This window comes from Conexibacter sp. JCM 18997 (assembly GCF_055391915.1).
Genome location: NZ_AP043885.1, coordinates 329,592 through 347,893, shown reverse-complemented (window position 1 = coordinate 347,893; position 18,302 = coordinate 329,592). Strand labels below are relative to the sequence as shown.

Here is an 18,302-nt window from a genome sequence, read left to right as displayed (position 1 = left end):
CCTCCTGACCGTGCGACCCGCAGCCCGGCGAATCGCTTCGCCAGATCCTATACGTTTTTGCGTCTAGATATGCAAGTGGAAGCGTCCATACGCGTCGGGATCTACTCCGATCTGCGCAACCCGCCCCCGTGGAAACGCCCGTCCGATGTCGTCTTCCGCGAGGCGCTGGAGCGGATCCGCTACGCCGAGGAGCTGGGGATCCACGAGGCCTGGCTGACCGAGCACCACGGGTTCCCCGACGGCTACCTGCCCCAGCCGCTGACCTTCGCCGCGGCGATCGCCGCCGTGACCAGCCGCATCCGCATCGGCACCGGCGTCCTGCTGGCGCCGCTGCGCGACGCGGCCGACATCGCCGAGCAGGCCGCGCTGGTCGACGTGCTCAGCAGCGGGCGCCTGGAGCTCGGCCTCGGCGCCGGCTACCGGCGCGCCGAGTTCGCGCTGTTCGACCGCGACGTGACCACCCGCTTCAGCGTGCTCGAGGAGCGCATCCGCGAGATCCGCCGGCTGTGGGCCGAGGGCGTGGTCACGCCCGCGCCGATCCAGCCGCGCGTGCCGATCTGGGTCGGCGCGATGGGGCCGCGCACCGCGCGCATGGCCGGGCGGCTGGGCGAGGGGCTGCTGTACCTGGATCCCGCGGTCTTCGCGGTCTACCGCGACGCCTACCTGGCCGCCGGCCACCCGCCCGACGGGATGCGCGTGTCGGGCGTGGCCAGCCTGCTGCTGGCCGACGACCCCGAGCGCGTGTGGGCCCAGGTCGCGCCGCACCTGGCCTACATGTGGGAGACCTACCGCGCCGCGGCGGTCGACCCGCCGATCGCGCTGGATCCGGTCTTCGGTCGGCGCAGCACCCTGGACCCGCTGACGCTGCGCTCCCCCGGCCCGATGATGCTCACCTCGGACTTCGACGTCGTCACGCCCGAGGAGGCGATCCGGCGGCTGCGCGCCTGGCTGCCGGGCATGCCGGTCACGTCGGTCTACTTCTGGGACAAGATCGCCGGCCTGGACGAGGACCTCGTCCGCCGCCACATCGAGCTGATCGCCACCCACGTGGCGCCGGCGCTGGCCGCCCCCGTCGCCGCTCAGCCGTAGTACTCCGGCGCCTTGCGCAGCGTCGGCCACAGCTCCGGGTCGTGGCCGGGGATGATCGTCGCCTCCGACCGCCAGGCCAGCAAGCGCAGCCGCCGCAGCGACCGCGGGCCGGCCACGGCGTCGAGGTTGAACCCGGGCTGCACGCGCTCCTCCAGGTGGTCGATCGTGCTGGCCGCGTCCATCAGCAGCAGGAACGTCTCGCCGCTGGACACCGTCACCTCGAAGGACAGGTGGCCGGGCGAGTGGCCCGGGGTCCGCCAGCAGCGCAGGGTGCCGTCGCCGAACAGGTCCCAGCCGTCGTCGCGGTCCTCCAGGAAGACCCAGTCGACGCCCGGCTTGACGAAGTCGGCGTGCACGTAGCCCAACGCGCTGAAGCCGTCGGGGGCCAGCGCCCACTGGTACTCCGTGCGCGAGACGAGCACCTGCGCGTTGGGCAGTCGGTCGATCACGGCCACCGCGCCGGTGTGGTCGAGGTGCAGGTGGCTCTGGACCACCCAGCGGATCGACTCGGGCGCGATCCCCAGGCGCTCCAGCGAGGGCAGCACCGCCTGGTCGGGCGTCATGTGCGCCGTCGACATCTTCGTGATCTCGCCCCAGTGGGCAGCCACGTCGACGGCCACCTCGGGCGCGTTGCCGCCGTCGATGATCACGTTCCCGCGCGGGTGGGTGAGCAGGTACCAGGGCACCGGCGTGGTGACCATCTCGGCTGGATCGGCGCCCGCGATGTGGTTGCGCATCGGCATGTGCACGCTGCCGCCGTCGAACAGGAACAGCCGGACGCCGTCAGGACGCATGGTGGCGCTCCCCGATCGCGATGCAGTTGAACGAGGCGAAGCGGACGCCGTCCCACCAGGCGGGCAGCGCGGGCCCGTCGTCGCCGGCCTCCTTGCGGTCCACGTAGGCGTCGGCGTCGTTGAGGTTGGCCGCCTCCATCCCCTCCATCAGCGCCTTCGTGTCGTCGTCGACCTCGTAGACCACGATGTTGCGGAAGTCGAAGCGCGCGTCCGGATCCACGACCGCCGGTTGCAGGCGGTAGCGCTGCGCGGAGTGGAACCCCGGCATCGACAGGATCTCGTCCAGGTGCGCCTCGTACCAGTGATCGAACTCCTCGTCGGTGACCCCGGCGCCGGGGTGGCTGAAGACGATGTGCAGGTTGCGTCCCACCGGTCTCTCCTCTCAAATCGGCCCACGCGGATCCTATAGGAAACCGCGTGAGGATCTGATCGGATCAGACGGCGGTGGTGCGCGATCGGCGCGCGTTCTGCGCGTCGATCGTCTTCAGCCGGTGCTCGCGGGCGAAGCGCTCGATGTCGTCGGCCGGCGCCTGGGCCTCGAGCATCGCGATGAGCTCCTCGTGCTCCTCGATCGACGGCCGCCCGCGCGAGGGCATCGGGAAGTAGATCGTCGAGCGCATCGCGTCCAGGCGGGCCGCGGCCTGCTCGACCTCGCGGCGCAGGATGCGGTTGGGGCAGCGCTCCCACACGACGCGATGGAACGCCTCGTTGTGCTCGGTCAGGGCCAGCACGTCGAGCGCCTCGACGTCGGCCAGCATCTCCTCGTCGATCGCGCGCATGCGCGCGAGATCCTCGTCGGTGATGAACGGCGCGGCCTTGGCGGTGACGAAGCCCTCGAGCAGCCCGAGCGCCTCGATCGCCTCGGCCCACGACTCCGCGTCGCGCGGCGCGACGCGCGCGCCGGCGTTGCGCTGGTAGGCCACCCAGTGCTCGGCCTCCAGGCGACGGATCGCCTCGCGCACGGGCATCGGGCTGACGTTGAGCTCCTGCCCGAGCGTGTCGATGACCAGGCGGTAGCCGGGCGGGTAGGTCCCGTCCAGGATCCGGCGGCGCAGGACCGTGTAGACGTGCTCCTGCTTACTGCCCATTTCGGCCTTTCGCCATAGGACAGACGTTATCGACTGAACCGGCCTGATACCAGTCTTCGATCAGAGGTCCATACATCATTTTTGATAGGATCCTTCCTCATGGTCGCCGATTCCCGTCGCGGCTCGGGTCCCCACGACGACGGCTCCGTCTCGCTGCAGGAACTCGATCGCAACCCCTACCCGATCTACCGCCGCCTGCGCCGGCCCGGCGTGGTGTGGGTCGACGCGCTCGACCGCTGGGCGGTCACCCGCTGGGAGGACGTCGTCGCCGTCGAGACCGGCTCGGCCTTCACCGCGATGGAGGAGCACTCGCTCCAAACGCGCGTCATGGGGCGCACGATGCTGCGCACCGACGGCGCCGCGCACAAGCGGCTGCGCCGGGCCGCGCAGGACCCGCTGCGCCCCGCGGCCGTCGAGCAGCACTGGCGCCCGCTGTTCCAGTCGATCGCCCAGGAGCTGATCGACGACTTCGCCGCCCGGGGCGAGGGCGAGCTGATGCGCGACTTCGCCGGCCCCTTCACCGCGCGCTGCCTGGCCGCGATCCTCGGCCTCCCCGACGCCGGCGACGACCAGCTCCAGTTCTGGTCCCAGGCGCTGATGGACGGCACCGGAAACTACGGTGACGACGGGGAGATCTGGGCGCGCAGCGAGCGCGCGGCGCGCGAGATCGACGTGATGACCGACGCCGCCGTCGAGCGCGTCCGCGTCGTCCCGGACGCGTCGATCATCAGCGCGATGGTCCACGCCGACGGCGCCGGCCAGCCGCTGGACCGCGCCGAGATCCGGGCCAACGTCAAGCTGCTGATCGGCGGCGGCCTCAACGAGCCGCGCGACGGGATCGGCCTGGGCGCCTGGGCGCTGCTGGCCAACCGCGACCAGCTCGACCTGCTGCGCCGCGAGCCCGAGCGCTGGCCCGCCGCCACCGAGGAGATCCTGCGCTGGGGATCGCCGCTGGCCGTGTTCGGCCGCCAGGTGGCCGAGCCGGTCCAGTTGGGCGGCGCGGCGCTGGAGCCCGGCGCGCGCCTGGCCATCATCGTCGCCTCGGCCAACCGCGACGAGCAGCACTTCGAGCGCGCCGACGTGTTCGACATCACCCGGCCCAAGACCCGCAACGCGGCGTTCGGCGTGGGCCATCACTTCTGCCTCGGCGTGTGGATGGCCCGCCACCAGATTGGCGCGGTCGCGCTGCCCACCCTGCTCGATCGGCTGCCCGGATTGCGGCTGGACCTCGACCACCCGCCCGAGGTCCGCGGGTGGGTGTTCCGCGGCCCCACGCGACTGAACGTCGCCTGGGACGCCTGACCAGACGCTCAGCAGAGCGCCGCGGCCAGGCGCCGCCACGTCTCGCGAGGCAGCGGGGCCTCCCCCAGCACCTGCAGGCACACGTGGTCGGCGCCGGCGGCCAGGTGCTCGTCCACACGCGCGGCGATCGCCGCCTCGTCGCCCCAGGCCACCAGCGCGCGGGCCAGCCGCTCGCTGCCGCCGTCGCGCAGGTCCGCGTCGCCGAAGCCCAGGCGGCGCAGGTTGCGCGCGTAGTTGGGCAGGGCCAGGTAGTCGGCCACGTGGGCGCGCGCGGCGGCCAGGCCGTCGGCGGGATCGAGCAGCACGCCGATCTCCGGCGCCAGCAGCCGGTCGGGTCCCAGCAGCGCCCGCGCCTGGCGCGTGTGCTCGGCCGGGACCAGATACGGATGCGCGCCGGCGGCCCGGTCGCGCGACAGCTCGAGCATGCGCGGGCCCAGCGCGGCCAGTAGCCGGTTGTCCGCCGGCACCGTCGGCGTGGCGCGATCCAACGCGTCCAGGTAGTCGACCATCGCCGAGTACGGCTTGGCGTAGCGGCCGGGCTCGGTCGCGTCGACCACCACGGCGTGGCTGGCGCCCAGGCCGAGCAGGAAGCGATCCGGATGGCGCTCGTCCAGCGCCGCGACGCCGCGGCCGACGAACGCCGCGTCGTGCATCCAGATGTTCAGGATCCCGGTGGCCACGGTGACCCGCTCGGTGGCCGACAGCACGTGCTCGAGGTCGCCGAAGACGTCGCCGCCCACGTCGGGCAGCCACAGCGTTCCGTAGCCCAGCGCGTCGAGCTCGGCCGCGGCGTCGGCCACCGCGCCGCGGTCCTCGTGGTAGCGCAGCGGGTTGCTCCAGATGCCCACCCGGCCCAGCTCGGCGGGCATCAGGCGCGGGGGATGTCGGTCGGCGCCGCCCGGCGGGCGAAGCGCCAGGCGCCGTCCTCGCGGACCAGCTCGTCCGCGTAGTGGCCCAGCTTCTCCAGCCGCGGCGTGTCGTCGCCGGCGCGCACGACGTAGCTCCACGTGCTGGTCGCCGTGGCCCGGTCCCCGTCGACCGCGATGTCGACGTTGCTGACCAGGTGGAAGTCGTCGCCCGTGCGCTCGGTCAGCAGCCCGGACCCGGGCATGCTGTCGACCAGCGCGAAGATCTCCTCCGGGCCGGTGGCCTGGTGGTCGCCGGCCACGAACACCCCGTCGCGCGCGAACAGCGCCGCGTAGGCCCGGAAGTCCTTGCCGTCCAGCGCGCGCTGGTAGGCCTGGAACAGGCGGCGGATGGCCTCGGTGTCCTCCAGCCGGGCCAGCCGCTGCTCGATCGAATCGGTCATCTCGCTCGACTCCTAGTAGTGGGTGCGGCGGATCGCGAACTCACGGTTGCCGCGCCGCTCGGACGACGTCTCGGCGCCGTTGGCGACGTCCAGCAGGGTGTCGTGGATCAGGTCGCCCATCGACTGCAGCGTGTGCCTGCCGGTCAGGATCGCGCCCGCGTCGAGGTCGATGTCGCCGTCCATGCGCTCGAAGATCGCGGTGTTCGTCGAGATCTTCAGGCACGGGGCGATCGCCGATCCGGTCGGCGTGCCGCGGCCGGTGGTGAAGGCGACGATCTGGCAGCCGCCGGCCACCAGGCCGACCATCTGCTCGATGTCGTGCCCGGGCGTGTCCATCACGTACAGGCCGGGCACGTCGGGCGGGCAGGCGAAGTCGATCACGCCGGTCAGCGGCGCGTTGCCGGCCTTCTTGGCCGCACCCAGCGACTTCTCCTCGATCGTCGTCAGGCCGCCGTCGATGTTGCCGGGCGTCGGCTGCGCGCCGCGGATGTCGACCCCCAGCGCCTCCACCGCGCGCTCGAAGTCCTGCACCACGGCGACCATCCGCCGCGCCACGTCCGGGTTGATCGCGCGGGCGGCCAGGATCTCCTCGGCGCCGACCAGCTCGGGCACCTCGGAGAGCATCGTCGTCGCGCCCGCGTCGACTAGTCGGTCGCTGGCGATCCCCAGCGCGGGGTTGGCGGTGATGCCCGACAGCGCGTCCGAGCCGCCGCACTCCAGGCCGATGGCCAGCGCGCTCAGCGGCATCGGCTCGCGCTCCAGCGCGGCCACCTCTCCGACGAGCTCCGCGGCCAGCTCGACGCCGGCGGTCACGGTGCCGGCGGTCCCGCCGAACGCGGCCATCCACAGCGTGTGGACCACCTGCCCGCGCGCGCCGATCGCGTCGGCCAGCGGCGCGTCGCCGTCGTCGATGGCCACCAGCAGCACCGCGCCGACGTTGGGGTTGGTGGCGAAGCCGGTCAGCGTGCGGGCGACGAGCGCGGCGTCACGGTCGCCGGGCACGCCCTCCCACTCGTGGGTCACGGCGACGGCGCCGTCGACCGCGTCGGCGATCTGCTCGGCCGCGCGGTTGGCCGCCGTGCGGGCCGGCAGGACGAGCACGTGGTTGCGCACGCCCCACGTCCCGTTGGGCCGTCGGTATCCGCTCAGCGGCGTCACATCGTCACCGCCAGCCGGTGCAGCACGAAGTCCCGGGCCCCACGGCGCTCCGAGGCCGTCGGCTCACCGGCCAGCGTGGCCTCGACCCGGGCGACCACCGCGGCCACGGAGCCGTGCTCGAGGTCGAAGTCGTCGTGCAGGGCCGCGTACATCGCCGGGTCCTGGGCCACGGCCACCACCGGGCAGACGGCGAAGCCCAGCGGCGCCTCGCCCGGCCCGCGCACCGAGACGATGACCTGCGCGCCGGCCCCGGCCAGCGCCACGTGCGCCTGGCCGGACGACAGCCCCTCGGGCGCGTCGACGACCTGCCACCCGCGCTCCTGCAGCGCGCCGCGCAACGCGTCGTCGCGACGGTCGATGCCGACGACCACCGCCTCGGCGGGCAGCGGCTCGGGCGGCGTCTCGTCCAGCATGGCGCGCAGGTCGTCGACCGCTTCGACGCCCGCCGCGACCGCCCGGTCCGTGCCGCCCTCGACCTGGATGCCGACGAAGGCCACGCGCTGGCCGGCGTCCTCGATGCGCCGGGCCAGGCGCTTGCCCTGGATCGTCTCGCAGCCCAGGCTGACCACGACGACGCCGCCGACGTTGGGGTTGACCGCGGTGCCGATCAGCGCGCCCTCGGTGTGGCGCAGGTCGTCGCCGACGTGCAGGCAGCCGTGCTGGTGGGTCACGTGGACCGCGCCGGTCTCGCGGGCGATCGTCTGCGCCGCGTTGGTCGAGCACACGACCGACGGCAGCACGAGCACGTGGTCGCGCACGCCGAAGCGGCCGTCGGAGCGGCGATGGCCGATCACTGCGAGTCCTCCGAGCCTTCCGGGCCGGGCATCCGCGCGCTGACCACGTTGTGGACGTGCACGTGCGAGCCGGCGGCGATGTCGGCGCTCGCGCGGCCGATCACCTCGTGGTACTTGACGATCGCCTCGCCCGCCGGGATGTCGGCCAGGGCGAGCTTGTGGCCGAAGCGGATGTCCTCGCGCAGGGCCAGGTCGAGCACGACGTCGCCCGCGGCCAGCGCGACCACGGCGACCGCGACGTTGTCGGCGGGATCGAGGACCAGCGCCCGCGGCCGGTCAGCCATGGTGGTGGTAGGCGGTCTTGATCTGCGTGTAGCGCAGCAGCCCCCACTTGCCGTCCTCGCCGCCGATGCCCGACTCCTTGTAGCCGGTGTGGTGGGCGTGGACCGACTCGCCGAGCGTGCGGTTGATGTAGATCTCACCCGAGTCGAACTCGTCGACCGCGCGCATGATCGTCGGGTAGTCGCGCGAGAACAGGTAGGCCGACAGGCCGTAGCGCGAGGCGTTGGCCTGCGCCAGCGCCTCGTCGAGCGAGTCGATGCCGATGATCGGGGTGATCGGGCCGAACGTCTCCTCGACCATGATCGCCATCTCCGGGCGCACGTTGCGCAGCACCGCGGGCGCGTGCCAGAAGCCGCGCTCGGAGGGCACCTCGCCGGAGACGACGAGCTGGGCGCCGTCGGCCAGCGCGCCTTCCAGCGCCGCGTTCGTCTTGGACCACTGCGCGGCGCTGGCCAGGGGGCCCATGTCGACGTCGCTCATCGGGTCGCCCAGCGTCAGCGCCCCGACCGCCGCGGCGTAGCGCTCGGTGAACGGCTCCAGCACGTCGTTGTGCACCAGCACGCGCTCGGCCGAGGTGCACACCTGGCCGGCGTTGGTGTGGCGGGCGGCGACGATCGCCTCGACGGCCAGCTCCAGGTCGGCGTCGCGCCAGACGATCGCCGGCGCCTTCCCGCCCAGCTCCAGCGACACGCGCGTGAGGTGCTCCGCCGCGCGGACCATCACCTCCTTGCCGGTGTCGCGGTGGCCGGTGAACGACACCAGCGAGGTCAGCGGCGAGTCGACCAGCGCGCGGCCGGTCTCGCGCGCGCCGGTGACGACGTTGAGCACGCCGGGCGGGAAGTCGAGCTGCTCGTCGGCCAGGCGCAGGAGCTCCAGCGTGCTCAGCGGCGAGATCTCGCTCGGCTTGATCACCACGGTGTTGCCGGTGACCAGCGCCGGGCCGATCTTGCGACACAGCACGGCCAGCGGGAAGTTCCACGGGCAGATCGCCACGACCACGCCGACGGGCACGCGCAGCAGGTGGATCTGCTCGCCGGGCACGTCGCCCGGGAGGATCTCGCCCTCCAGCCGGCGGTCCCACTCGGCGTTGTAGCGCAGGTAGGCCTCGGCGAAGTCGACCTCGCCGCGGGCCTGGGAGAGCGGCTTGCCCACCTCGCGGCAGACCAGCTCGGCCAGCGCCTCGCGGTGGGCGGCGATCAGATCGGCCAGCGCGCGGATGTGCGCGCCGCGCTCCATCGGCGGCGTGCGCGCCCAGCCGCGCTGCGCGAGCGTGGCCGCCTCCAACGCGCGGTGCACCTGGTCGGGCGTCGAGCTGGCCACCGCGGCCAGCGTGTCGCCGGTGGTCGGGTCGAGGACGTCGATCGCGCTCATGCGTTGCCCCATACGTCCTCGGCCACGGAGACGACGAGCTCCAGCTTGGCGCGCTGCGCGTCGGTGTCGATCGCGTTGCCCTCGGCGTTGGAGCCGAAGCCGCACTGCGTGGACAGGGCGAGCCGCTCCATCGGCACGAACTGGGCGGCCTCGTCGATGCGCGCCTTCAGCTCGTCCGGGCTCTCCATGTCGGGGCGCTTGGTCGTGACCAGGCCGAGCACGACGTCCTGGTCCTCGCGGGCGTGGACCAGCGAGCCGAAGCCGCCGGAGCGATCGTCGTCGTACTCCAGCAGCAGCCGCTGCGCCGCGGTGTACGGGTAGATCGCCGCCGCGAACCCGTCGTAGGACTCCGTGCCGGTGAAGTGGCTGCGGTCGTTGCCGCGGCACACGTGCAGCGCGGTGGTGATCCCGTCCACACCGGCGAACACGCGGTTGTCGATCTCCACCAGCTCGCGCAGCTTGGCGTTGCGGTCCTCGACGTCCATGACCTTCTGGATGTAGGCGTAGTGGGGCGCGTCGATCTGCACCTGGTCCACCCCGGCCGCCGCCAGCGAGCGGACGTCCTCGTTCATCAGCTCCACCAGGTGGTCGAGGTAGTCCTCGCGGCTGTCGTAGCCGTGGGAGACGCCCTCCTTCCAGTACACCGACAGCAGCGACGGGCTGGGCATCGTCACCTTGACCAGCCGCTGCGTCCGCGCGCGCACGAACTCGCCCTCGTACTGGGCCAGCGTCGAGATGCGCGTCAGCCGGGCGGTCGGGGTCGGCGTGCGCAGCTCCTGCTCGACACCGTGCTCGTCGCGATGGTGCCGCACGTAGCCGAGCGGATCGATCCCGTCGACCAGCACCTCGATCGTCGAGAAGAAGAAGCGCCGGCGGAACTCGCCGTCGGTGACGACCGGCAGCCCGAGCGCCTCCTGGAAGGCGATGACCTCCTCCACCGCCCGGTCCTCGACCGCGCGCAGCTCCTCGGCGGGCAGCTCGGCGGCGCGGGCCTCCAGCAGGTAGTCGGGACGCAGGAAGCTGCCGAGGTTGTCGGCGCGCACGGGGTCAGGCATGGGTCTCCTCCGAGGTGGTGGCGGGCGCGGCGGCGCGCGCCCCGCAGGCGAACAGGAGCGCGACGGCGCGCGCTCCGGGATCGGGCACGCCACGGGCGACGTCGCCGACGTAGGACGAGCGGCCGCGCCGGGCGGCCAGGACGGCGGTGGCCTCCGCGCCGGCGGCGGCCGCGGCGGCGGCGCGCTCCAGCGCGTCGGCGACGGAGCGATCGGGACCGCCGGCCGACAGCGCCTCGATGGCCGGCGCGAACGCGTCGACCATCGTCTTGTCGCCGAGCTGCGCGCCCCCCAGGCGCTGGATCGTGGCCACGCCGTCGGCGGCCCCGGCGGCCAGCGCGTCGAGCGTCATCGTCGGCGCGTCGCCACCGGCCCGGGCCAGCGCCCGGAACCACATGCCGAACAGCGGGCCGCTGGTGCCGCCGGTGGCCATGAACCCGGACGAGGCGGCGGCGAACGGGGCCGACACGTTGGCCGACGCGCTCTCCAGGGCGATCGCGATCCGCCGGCGGGCGGCGCGCAGGTTGGAGCCGAAGTCGCCGTCGCCGCTGCGCCGATCCAGCTCGCCCAGCTCGTCGTGATGGGCGTCGATGGCCACCAGGAACGCCTCGACCCAGGCCCGCGCCTGCGCCGCGTCGAGCACCGCCGGGGTGCTCACCATCGCAGCGCCGGCGTGCGCACCGGGGCGTCCCAGAGATCGAGCAGCGCGTCGTCGGCGCGCACGAGCGTGATCGAGACGCCGCCCATGTCCAGGGCGGTCACGTAGGAGCCGACCAGGCAGCGGGCGATCTCCACGCCCTGCTCGTCGAGCCGGTCGCCCAGGTGGGCGAAGACCAGCGAGAGCTCGAGCGGATGGGTGGCGCCCAGGCCGTTGACGATCGCGATCACACGCTCGCCGCGTTCCAGCGGCAGCGCCGCCAGCAGCGGCTCGACCAGCTGGTCGGTCAGCGTGCGCGCGCAGGCGAAGGGCCGGCGACCGACCCCGCGCTCGCCGTGGATGCCGACGCCCATCTCGACCTCGTCGGGGCCCAGGTCGAAGGACGGGCGCGACTGGCCGGGGTGCGTCAGCGGCTCGACGGCCAGCGCCATCGTGCGTGCGCCGGCCACGACCCGCTCGCCCAGGGCGACCAGCTCCTCCAGCGACGCGCCGCGCGCGGCGGCCGCGCCGCACACCTTCTCGACGACGATCACCGCAGCGGTGCCGCGACGCCCGGGACCGGCGCCGCTGTTGTCGGTGGCCACGTCGTCGTCGACCAGCACGCTGCGCACGGCGATGCCGTCGTCCTCGACCACCTCGGCGGCGATCGCGAAGTTCATCACGTCGCCGGTGTAGTTCTTGATGATGTGCAGCACGCCGCGGCCGCGGTCGACCGCGCGGGTGGCGGCCTCGACCTGGGCGGCGGTGGGGCTGGAGAAGATCAGCCCGGGGACGGCGGCGTCGAGCATGCCCGCGCCGACGAACCCGCTGTGCAGCGGCTCGTGGCCCGAGCCGCCGCCGGAGATCAGCGCGACCCGCGGCGCGGCGTCGTCGGGATCCGGGACGCGCGAGACGAACGCCGGGTCGGGATGCACCTCCAGCACGCCCTGGTACTGACGGGCCAGGCCCTGCAGCGCCTCGTCGACGAGATCCAGCGGGTCGTTGACGAGCTGGCGTCGCGCGACGCTCATTGCGCCTTGACGCTGGTGAAGTGCTCGGCGTCGGCCGGCCACCACTGCTTGTGCGCCTCGGAGTGGTCGGCGGTCGCGCCCAGCGCGAGCGCGGCCTCGGCCCAGCGCCGGCTGACCAGGTCCAGCGTCGGGGTGTCGACCTCGAGCGCGTCGGCCAGGGCGGCGGCGATGCCGACGTCCTTGGCCAGCAGGCCCAGCGCGAACCCGGTGGCGTACTCGCCGGTCACGACGTTGCCGCGCAGCACGACCTCGCTGGAGAAGCTGCGGCCCGTCGAGGTGTTGACGATGTCGAACATCGTCTCGGGGTCCAGTCCGAAGCGGCGGCCGATGGCCAGCGCCTCGGTGGCCGCCGAGTAGGCGGCCGCGGCGAGGTAGTTGTTCAGCGCCTTCATGGCGTGGCCGGAACCCAGCTCGCCGGTGCGGAAGATCCGCTCGCCCAGGACCTCGAGCAGCGCCATGGCGTGGTCGACCGCCTCGTCGGCGCCGCCGACCATGATCGACAGCGTGCCCTCGACCGCGCGGGGCACGCCGCCGGACACGGGCGCGTCGACCAGGCCGATGCCCTCGGGCAACGCGGCGCCCAGCCGCTGCGTGCCGATCGGGTTGGACGAGCTCATGTCGACGACCACGGCGCCGGCGGGCAGGGCGCCAGCCACGCCGTCGTCCAGCAGCACCGAGGCGACGATGCGGTCGTCGGGCAGCATCGTGATCAGCGTGTCGACCGCGGCGAAGCCGGCGGCGCCGCCGGCCACGCGGCCACCGCGCTCGGCCACGAACGCGTCGGCGCGGGCGGCGTCGGCGTCGTGGACGACGATGTCCAGGCCGGCGCCGATCAGGTTGGCCGCCATCGGCCAGCCCATGTTGCCCAGGCCGACGAAGCCGACCGGGCCGCTCACGACTCCTCCAGCTGGTCGAGCACCGGCTCGGCGGTGCGGAACGCGTCGACCGCGGCGGGGATGCCGCAGTAGGCGGCCGAGTGCAGCAGGATCTCCTTGATCTGCTCGCGCGTCAGCCCGTTGTTGACCGCGCCCACGACGTGGACGCCGATCTCGTGGGACCGGCCCAGCGCGATCAGCATGCCCAGCGTGAGCATCGAGCGCTCGGCGTGGGTCAGCCCGGGGCGTCCCCACGTGGCGCCGAAGCAGTACCGCGTGACCGTCTCCTCCAGATCGCGCTGGAAGTCGCTGGCGGCATCCACCTTCGCCTGCGCTCCTGCGGGACCCCACATCTGCTCGCGAATCGCGATGCCTGTGGCGTACAGCTCGTCTTCCATTCCCTTGCTCCTGACTGGGTGAGCGGCCGCCACCCCTAGAGGGTGATCGTCACCGTCTTCTCCTCGGTGTTGGCCTCGATGCCCGCGAATCCGAGCTCACGGCCCTGGCCGCTGGACTTCGTCCCGCCCCATGGCAACCGCGCGTCCGGGGCGCCGCCGCCGTTGATCCACACCGATCCGGCGCGCACGCGGCCGGCGACCCGGTGGGCTTCGCTGATGTCGCGCGTCCACACGTAGGCCGCCAGGCCGTAGCGCGTGTCGTTGGCCTGGGCGATCGCGTCGTCGACGTCGTCGAACGGCAGCACCAGCCCGACCGGCCCGAAGATCTCGTCCTGGGCGATCGAGGTGTGGTTGCCGCCGCCGGCGAAGACCGTCGGCTGCACGAAGTACCCGGCGCCGTCGGGGCGCCCGCCTCCGGCGACCAGCTCGGCGCCCTCGGCCTGGCCCTTCTCGATGTAGCCCATCACGCGGTCGCGCTGCTTGGCGTTGATCAGCGCGCCCATCTGCGTGTCGGGGTCGAACGGGTTGCCGACCCGCACGGACTTCGCCGCCTCGGCCAGGCCGCTGACGACGCCGTCGTACTTCTCGCGCGCGACGAGGATGCGCGTGCCGGCCGCGCAGATCTCGCCCTGGTTGGCCAGGAACCCGATGGCCAGCCCAGGCACGACCGCCTCGAGATCGGCGTCGGCCAGCACGATCTGCGGCGACTTGCCGCCGAGCTCGAGCGTCACGCGGCGGAAGTCGCCGGCCGCCTGGATGGCGATGTCGCGGCCGACCTCGGGGCTGCCGGTGAAGCTGAGCTTGTCGACGCCGGGGTGGCGCACCAGCGCGGCGCCGGCGGTCTCGCCCGTGCCCGGGACGATGTTGACGGTGCCGGCGGGGAAGCCCGCCTCCTCGATCAGGCGCGCGAGGTGCAGCGTGCTCAGCGAGGCGTCCTCGGCGGGCTTGAGGACCACGGTGTTGCCGGCGGCCAGCGCCGGGCCGAGCTTCCAGGAGGCGATCAGCGTGGGCGCGTTCCAGGCGGTGATCGCGCCGATCACGCCGAGCGGCTCGCGGATCGTGTAGGCCTGGCGCACGGCGCCGAACATCGGCAGCGGCGAGACCCAGCGACCCTCGATCTTGTCGGCCCAGCCCGCGAAGTGGCGGAACACGTCGACGACGTTGGGCAGGTCGACCATCTTGGGCTCGAAGGCGGGGCGGCCGACGTCGAGGGCCTCGAGCGTGGCCAGCAGGTCGATGTCGCGCTCGATCAGGTCGGCCAGGCGGAAGAGCAGGACGCCGCGATCGGCGCCGGTCAGCTGCGACCAGGCGCCGCCGTCGAACTGGCGACGGGCGGCGGCGACCGCGGCGTCGATGTCCGCGGCGGTGGCGGCCGCGACGTCGGCCAGGTGCTCCTCGGTGCTCGGCGCGACCACGGCGAACGTGCCGCCGTCGGACGCGTCGCGCCACTGGCCGTCGATGAACAGCTGCGTGGGCACGTCCGGCACCGGCACGCCGGCGACCCGGCGCTCGGTCTCGATTCCCGTCATTGACTCTCTCTCCTCACTGCTATCGGTCTGCGTCGAACAACATACCGAATTTGCTATCAGAAATCAGTACGTGATCTGCTCAGCGCGTGTTCGGCAGCACCGCCGCGCGCACGAGCGTGCGCACGACGTAGAGCTTGTCCGAGGCGGTCAGGTACAGCGACCGCAGATCGGCCCCGCCCCACACGTGGTTGCCGACGACCTCGGGCACCTCGAGCAGCCCGATCTGCTCGCCGTCCGGGGCGATCACCCAGACGCCGCCGGGGCCCGTGCACCACACGTTGCCGAGCTCGTCGCACTTCATCCCGTCGGGCGTGCCGCCCTCGATCGTGCCGTCGCCGATGCCCGAGAAGAACAGCCGGGCGTTGCTCGTCTCGCCCGCCGGGCTGACGTCGAAGGCCTTGATCTCGCCGACCGGCGAGTCGTTGACGTAGAGGATCGACTCGTCGGGCGAGAAGCACAGGCCGTTGGGCTGCTCGAACTCGTCGCGGTCGCAGACCAGCGTCAGGTCGCCCCCGTCGCGGTGCACGCGAAAGACGCCCTGGAAGTCGAGCTCCTGCTTGCGGCCGGCGCCGAACGGCCCGTCCCAGCGCCCGTAGCCGGGATCGGTGAACCAGATCGTGCCGTCCGAGCGGGTGACGATGTCGTTGGGGCTGTTGAGGTACTTGCCCTCGTAGTGGTAGGCCACGAGCTCGCGCACGCCGTCGCGGCGCACGCGCATCACCGTGCTGGAGACCTGCTCGCAGACCAGCAGCGAGCCATCGTCCTCGAAGACCAGGCCGTTGCCCTTGAACGTCGGCTCCATCAGCAGCTCGAGGCCGCCGGCCTCGGTCCAGCGCAGGCGCTTGTCGCCCGGGATGTCGCTGAACACGAGCTCCTGCGTCGGCCCGTTCCAGGTCGGCCCTTCGGTGAACCAGAACCCGTCGGCCAGCTGCACGAGCTCGGCGTCCGGGGCGATCAACCCGTCCAGGGTCAGCGCGTCTCTCTCCATATTGGAGATTAGATCAGATTCTCACAGCTGATCTTTCCTGGAGTTCGCCTGATCAGGCGGTGCGGCACTCCGGACCCGAGCAGTGGCGCAGCCGGTCCAGCCGGTGCGCGAGGTGACGCTCGAGGTTCCGGTCGGCCGGTCGCCCGGCCAGGTTGCGCAGCTCGTAGGGATCGTGGCGGAGGTCGTACAGCTCGGCCTCGCCGTCGTGGTACCTGACGTACACGTGCTCCTTCGTGCGCAGGCCCGTGAACTCGAGGTTGCCGTGGCGGTCGCCGTGCGGCGGTCCCTCGAGCAGGATCGCCCGGTTGCTGCGCCCACCGTGTCGGGCCAGCGGCAGCAGCGACCGGCCGTCCATCGGCCAGGCCGGGCGCGCGTGCGCCTCGGCCACGATCGTCGGCGCCAGGTCGCCGTTGAACGCGAGCTGGTCGCGTGAGACGTCGTGCGGGATGCCTGGGCCGCGCATCATCAGCGGCACCCGGATCGACGGCTCGTAGGGCAGCACCTTGCTCTCCAGGATCCGGTGGTCGCCGATCAGGTAGCCGTTGTCGGAGGTGAAGATGACCAGCGTGTGGCGCAGCGTGTGCGTGGCGCGCAGCGTGCGCATCAGCCGCACGACGTCCTCGTCGACGGACATCAGCGCCTCCTGGCGGCGCGCCCACACGGTGCGCAGCTGCTGCGTCTGGGTCGGCGTGAGCAGCGGCCGGTCGCGGATGGCCCGCGGCTTGTCGCGCACGTCGGCCTCGTTGAAGGCGGGCGAGCGCGGCATGTCGATGCCCAGGAACGGGTTGGCGAAGATCCCCAGCGGCACCGCCTCGTGCGTTCTGGCCGGCGCCATCACGTCGTGCGGCGTGCCCACGTGCGGGGCGACGAACGTCGCCCACAGGAAGAACGGCTTGCGCCGGCGGGCCGAGGTGCGCACGAAGCGCTGGTCGAGCCCCTCGAGGACGTCGCTCTCGTACTGGCCCGGGTAGCGGCGCACGCGGCCGTTGTCGTTGATCGAGAAGCCCTCGTAGTGGTAGACGGTGCTGCCCTCCAGCCCGTGCCAGTCGCTCCAGCCGGGCGGGACGTAGGTCGGGTCGTCCTTGCCGTACTTGTTGAAGTACTTGCCGACCAGCGCCGTGCGATAGCCCGCCTGCTGCAGCCACACCGGCAGCGACTGCCGATCGTGGAAGGCCGGAAAGCCACCGAACGGCGGCTGCGTGGTCAGCACGCCGTGGTTGTGCGCGTACTGGCCGGTCAGGAACGTCGCCCGCGAGGGACAGCACTGCGACAGCGACACGAACGAGTTGGTGAACGACGCACCCTGGTCGGCGATCAGGTCGCGCACGTGCGGCATCGACGCCAGATCGCCCATCGTCTGGTCGTCGGTCTCGATCACCACGACGTTGTTGCGGCGCGAGGCGACCGCGATGCCCGGCACCAGCAGCACGGCGAGCAGCCCGTTGACGATCAGGATCAGGCACAGGAGGACGCGAGACGAGCGCATGGCCGCGGAAGCATCACCCCGCCACCTCAAGACCACCTTTGCCCGACCTCAGTCCTGGATCAGGGCGATGACGAGCAGGACGAGCGCGGCCACGGACGCGACGGCGCGCACGTGGTTCCAGGCCAGCCAGCTGCCGGAGTAGTCCTGCCAGGCGGCGGCGCTGGGCGTGGCCTGCGCGAGCTTGTCGTTGAGCGGGACGTTGGCGGCCAGCGTCGGGAGGAACGCGCAGAGCACGTACAGCGCGCTCCCCGCCAGGACCAGCTTCGCGCGCGCCTCGTCGAGATGCAGCCCGCCCCACACGGCCAGCGCCACGCACAGCGCGGTGGTGCCCAGGAAGGCGAGCATGAACAGCGGCGTGACCGCGCTGTCGTTGATGCCCTGCATGGCGATCGCCGCCTCGCGGCCGGGCGCGCGGTCCAGACCCTGGGTGACGAACGCCGAGAAGGCGAAGAACGTGCCGGCGACGAGGCCGACCCCGACGGTGGTGACGATCAGCAGCGTGGGCATGGCGGTGGTCCTCCTCAGCGGGCCAGCGCGGCGAAGGGCGCGAGCAGCAAGCGCTGCAGGCGGCGGCCGATCAGCGGCGCGTGCGCCTCGCGGTCGTAGGTGCGCGCGAGCCGGGCCAGCGCGAACGGGCTGCGGGGCAGCCCGCGCCGGGTCATGCGTCCGGCCTGGGCCAGCGCGATGACGTCGGCGAACATCTCCTCCATGGCCAGCGCCGGGCGCACCTCGACGCGCATCGCGGCCTCGGCGTCGCCCGCGTTGGCGAACGCGTGGGCGACGCCCGGCGCCACCTCGACCACGTCGCCGGGCCCGGCCACGACCGTGCGCCGCCCGACGCGGAAGCGCACGCGGCCGCTGACCACGGCGAAACGCTCGGTCTGGCTGGGATGGACGTGGGCCAGCGGGACGGCGCCGCCGGGCTTCAGCGCGAAGTCGAAGGCCAGCAGCTCGCCGTCGGTGCTGGCCGCGGTGTGGGTGAAGGTGAAGCGCTCGCCGGTGACGGGGTTGCAGACCGTGTCACCGGGCCTGATACGCGGAGCGGTGGTTGCCATGGGTCCAGCTTGCGCGGTCCGGTTTGGCGGGTCTATGACGAATGCAACGTGATTCATGCTCGAT

General features: G+C 72.7%; 21 protein-coding genes. 2 read left to right on the top strand and 19 right to left on the bottom strand.

The features are described 5' to 3' along the window. Positions 1-69: 69 nt before the first annotated feature. Positions 70-1,089: an LLM class flavin-dependent oxidoreductase gene (locus ACZ5UI_RS01835; RefSeq protein WP_464193633.1), complete on the top strand. Its 1,020-nt coding sequence runs from the start codon at positions 70-72 to the stop codon at positions 1,087-1,089. Here ACZ5UI_RS01835 and ACZ5UI_RS01830 read toward each other — a convergent pair. The 3 genes from ACZ5UI_RS01830 to ACZ5UI_RS01820 all read right to left on the bottom strand — a co-directional run bounded on the left by ACZ5UI_RS01830 (position 1,080) and on the right by ACZ5UI_RS01820 (position 2,971). Beyond that, positions 1,080-1,883 (bottom strand): N-acyl homoserine lactonase family protein, encoded by an 804-nt coding sequence (locus ACZ5UI_RS01830; protein ID WP_464193631.1) that lies wholly within the window; start codon positions 1,881-1,883, stop codon positions 1,080-1,082. The genes ACZ5UI_RS01835 and ACZ5UI_RS01830 overlap by 10 nt on opposite strands. Continuing rightward, complete coding sequence (locus tag ACZ5UI_RS01825) at positions 1,873-2,253, bottom strand: hypothetical protein (protein WP_464193629.1); 381 nt, start codon at positions 2,251-2,253, stop codon at positions 1,873-1,875. Before ACZ5UI_RS01825 ends, ACZ5UI_RS01830 begins: the two co-directional genes overlap by 11 nt. A gap of 64 nt (positions 2,254-2,317) precedes the next feature. Beyond that, positions 2,318-2,971, bottom strand: a complete 654-nt coding sequence (locus tag ACZ5UI_RS01820; protein ID WP_464193627.1) for a GntR family transcriptional regulator — start codon at positions 2,969-2,971, stop codon at positions 2,318-2,320. Between the two features lie 99 nt (positions 2,972-3,070). Here ACZ5UI_RS01820 and ACZ5UI_RS01815 point away from each other — a divergent pair, with 99 nt between their 5' ends. After that, positions 3,071-4,273, top strand: a complete 1,203-nt coding sequence (locus tag ACZ5UI_RS01815) for a cytochrome P450 (RefSeq protein ID WP_464193625.1) — start codon at positions 3,071-3,073, stop codon at positions 4,271-4,273. A gap of 8 nt (positions 4,274-4,281) precedes the next feature. Here ACZ5UI_RS01815 and ACZ5UI_RS01810 read toward each other — a convergent pair whose 3' ends face one another. From ACZ5UI_RS01810 to ACZ5UI_RS01735, 16 genes are all read right to left on the bottom strand, one after another. Next, entirely contained in the window at positions 4,282-5,142 is an 861-nt protein-coding gene (locus tag ACZ5UI_RS01810; protein WP_464193623.1) for an LLM class F420-dependent oxidoreductase, read from the bottom strand. Continuing rightward, a complete protein-coding gene (locus ACZ5UI_RS01805) occupies positions 5,142-5,582 on the bottom strand; it encodes a nuclear transport factor 2 family protein (protein ID WP_464193621.1) in 441 nt (146 codons plus the stop codon). Before ACZ5UI_RS01805 ends, ACZ5UI_RS01810 begins: the two co-directional genes overlap by 1 nt. A gap of 12 nt (positions 5,583-5,594) precedes the next feature. Beyond that, positions 5,595-6,740, bottom strand: a complete 1,146-nt coding sequence (locus ACZ5UI_RS01800; RefSeq protein ID WP_464193619.1) for a UxaA family hydrolase — start codon at positions 6,738-6,740, stop codon at positions 5,595-5,597. After that, on the bottom strand, positions 6,737-7,534 hold the full coding sequence (locus tag ACZ5UI_RS01795; RefSeq protein ID WP_464193617.1) for a UxaA family hydrolase: 798 nt from the start codon (positions 7,532-7,534) through the stop codon (positions 6,737-6,739). Before ACZ5UI_RS01795 ends, ACZ5UI_RS01800 begins: the two co-directional genes overlap by 4 nt. After that, the gene (locus ACZ5UI_RS01790; RefSeq protein WP_464193615.1) at positions 7,531-7,818 is read right to left on the bottom strand and encodes a UxaA family hydrolase; all 288 of its coding nucleotides are present in this window, start codon (positions 7,816-7,818) and stop codon (positions 7,531-7,533) included. The genes ACZ5UI_RS01795 and ACZ5UI_RS01790 overlap by 4 nt, the downstream gene beginning before the upstream one ends. After that, a complete protein-coding gene (locus ACZ5UI_RS01785; protein WP_464193613.1) occupies positions 7,811-9,187 on the bottom strand; it encodes an aldehyde dehydrogenase family protein in 1,377 nt (458 codons plus the stop codon). Before ACZ5UI_RS01785 ends, ACZ5UI_RS01790 begins: the two co-directional genes overlap by 8 nt. Next, positions 9,184-10,242: a cobalamin-independent methionine synthase II family protein gene (locus ACZ5UI_RS01780; RefSeq protein ID WP_464193611.1), complete on the bottom strand. Its 1,059-nt coding sequence runs from the start codon at positions 10,240-10,242 to the stop codon at positions 9,184-9,186. Before ACZ5UI_RS01780 ends, ACZ5UI_RS01785 begins: the two co-directional genes overlap by 4 nt. Beyond that, on the bottom strand, positions 10,235-10,900 hold the full coding sequence (locus ACZ5UI_RS01775) for a DAK2 domain-containing protein (RefSeq protein WP_464193609.1): 666 nt from the start codon (positions 10,898-10,900) through the stop codon (positions 10,235-10,237). Before ACZ5UI_RS01775 ends, ACZ5UI_RS01780 begins: the two co-directional genes overlap by 8 nt. Continuing rightward, a complete protein-coding gene (locus ACZ5UI_RS01770; RefSeq protein ID WP_464193607.1) occupies positions 10,894-11,907 on the bottom strand; it encodes a dihydroxyacetone kinase subunit DhaK in 1,014 nt (337 codons plus the stop codon). Before ACZ5UI_RS01770 ends, ACZ5UI_RS01775 begins: the two co-directional genes overlap by 7 nt. Continuing rightward, positions 11,904-12,803 carry an NAD(P)-dependent oxidoreductase gene (locus tag ACZ5UI_RS01765; RefSeq protein WP_464193605.1) on the bottom strand — a complete coding sequence of 300 codons (900 nt, stop codon included), beginning with the start codon at positions 12,801-12,803 and terminating at the stop codon, positions 11,904-11,906. Before ACZ5UI_RS01765 ends, ACZ5UI_RS01770 begins: the two co-directional genes overlap by 4 nt. Further along, complete coding sequence (locus tag ACZ5UI_RS01760; RefSeq protein WP_464193603.1) at positions 12,800-13,180, bottom strand: carboxymuconolactone decarboxylase family protein; 381 nt, start codon at positions 13,178-13,180, stop codon at positions 12,800-12,802. Before ACZ5UI_RS01760 ends, ACZ5UI_RS01765 begins: the two co-directional genes overlap by 4 nt. 35 nt (positions 13,181-13,215) lie before the next feature. After that, complete coding sequence (locus ACZ5UI_RS01755) at positions 13,216-14,709, bottom strand: aldehyde dehydrogenase family protein (protein WP_464193601.1); 1,494 nt, start codon at positions 14,707-14,709, stop codon at positions 13,216-13,218. 79 nt (positions 14,710-14,788) lie between these two features. After that, positions 14,789-15,697: an SMP-30/gluconolactonase/LRE family protein gene (locus ACZ5UI_RS01750; protein WP_464193599.1), complete on the bottom strand. Its 909-nt coding sequence runs from the start codon at positions 15,695-15,697 to the stop codon at positions 14,789-14,791. A gap of 52 nt (positions 15,698-15,749) precedes the next feature. Continuing rightward, the gene (locus ACZ5UI_RS01745; RefSeq protein ID WP_464193597.1) at positions 15,750-17,183 is read right to left on the bottom strand and encodes a sulfatase family protein; all 1,434 of its coding nucleotides are present in this window, start codon (positions 17,181-17,183) and stop codon (positions 15,750-15,752) included. A gap of 48 nt (positions 17,184-17,231) precedes the next feature. Next, complete coding sequence (locus ACZ5UI_RS01740; protein ID WP_464193595.1) at positions 17,232-17,690, bottom strand: anthrone oxygenase family protein; 459 nt, start codon at positions 17,688-17,690, stop codon at positions 17,232-17,234. Positions 17,691-17,704: 14 nt separating this feature from the next. Beyond that, positions 17,705-18,238: a cupin domain-containing protein gene (locus tag ACZ5UI_RS01735; RefSeq protein WP_464193593.1), complete on the bottom strand. Its 534-nt coding sequence runs from the start codon at positions 18,236-18,238 to the stop codon at positions 17,705-17,707. Positions 18,239-18,302 lie beyond the last annotated feature (64 nt).

What these genes read in the sequence shown, in the direction of transcription:
- ACZ5UI_RS01735 (WP_464193593.1), bottom strand. Translation starts at nt 18,238, where the DNA reads ATGGCAACCACCGCTCCGCGTATCAGGCCCGGTGACACGGTCTGCAAC.
- ACZ5UI_RS01830 (WP_464193631.1), bottom strand. Translation starts at nt 1,883, where the DNA reads ATGCGTCCTGACGGCGTCCGGCTGTTCCTGTTCGACGGCGGCAGCGTG.
- ACZ5UI_RS01745 (WP_464193597.1), bottom strand. Translation starts at nt 17,183, where the DNA reads ATGCGCTCGTCTCGCGTCCTCCTGTGCCTGATCCTGATCGTCAACGGG.
- ACZ5UI_RS01835 (WP_464193633.1), top strand. Translation starts at nt 70, where the DNA reads ATGCAAGTGGAAGCGTCCATACGCGTCGGGATCTACTCCGATCTGCGC.
- ACZ5UI_RS01740 (WP_464193595.1), bottom strand. Translation starts at nt 17,690, where the DNA reads ATGCCCACGCTGCTGATCGTCACCACCGTCGGGGTCGGCCTCGTCGCC.
- ACZ5UI_RS01815 (WP_464193625.1), top strand. Translation starts at nt 3,071, where the DNA reads ATGGTCGCCGATTCCCGTCGCGGCTCGGGTCCCCACGACGACGGCTCC.
- ACZ5UI_RS01755 (WP_464193601.1), bottom strand. Translation starts at nt 14,709, where the DNA reads ATGACGGGAATCGAGACCGAGCGCCGGGTCGCCGGCGTGCCGGTGCCG.
- ACZ5UI_RS01750 (WP_464193599.1), bottom strand. Translation starts at nt 15,697, where the DNA reads ATGGAGAGAGACGCGCTGACCCTGGACGGGTTGATCGCCCCGGACGCC.
- ACZ5UI_RS01820 (WP_464193627.1), bottom strand. Translation starts at nt 2,971, where the DNA reads ATGGGCAGTAAGCAGGAGCACGTCTACACGGTCCTGCGCCGCCGGATC.
- ACZ5UI_RS01790 (WP_464193615.1), bottom strand. Translation starts at nt 7,818, where the DNA reads ATGGCTGACCGGCCGCGGGCGCTGGTCCTCGATCCCGCCGACAACGTC.
- ACZ5UI_RS01805 (WP_464193621.1), bottom strand. Translation starts at nt 5,582, where the DNA reads ATGACCGATTCGATCGAGCAGCGGCTGGCCCGGCTGGAGGACACCGAG.
- ACZ5UI_RS01760 (WP_464193603.1), bottom strand. Translation starts at nt 13,180, where the DNA reads ATGGAAGACGAGCTGTACGCCACAGGCATCGCGATTCGCGAGCAGATG.
- ACZ5UI_RS01810 (WP_464193623.1), bottom strand. Translation starts at nt 5,142, where the DNA reads ATGCCCGCCGAGCTGGGCCGGGTGGGCATCTGGAGCAACCCGCTGCGC.
- ACZ5UI_RS01775 (WP_464193609.1), bottom strand. Translation starts at nt 10,900, where the DNA reads ATGGTGAGCACCCCGGCGGTGCTCGACGCGGCGCAGGCGCGGGCCTGG.
- ACZ5UI_RS01780 (WP_464193611.1), bottom strand. Translation starts at nt 10,242, where the DNA reads ATGCCTGACCCCGTGCGCGCCGACAACCTCGGCAGCTTCCTGCGTCCC.
- ACZ5UI_RS01785 (WP_464193613.1), bottom strand. Translation starts at nt 9,187, where the DNA reads ATGAGCGCGATCGACGTCCTCGACCCGACCACCGGCGACACGCTGGCC.
- ACZ5UI_RS01770 (WP_464193607.1), bottom strand. Translation starts at nt 11,907, where the DNA reads ATGAGCGTCGCGCGACGCCAGCTCGTCAACGACCCGCTGGATCTCGTC.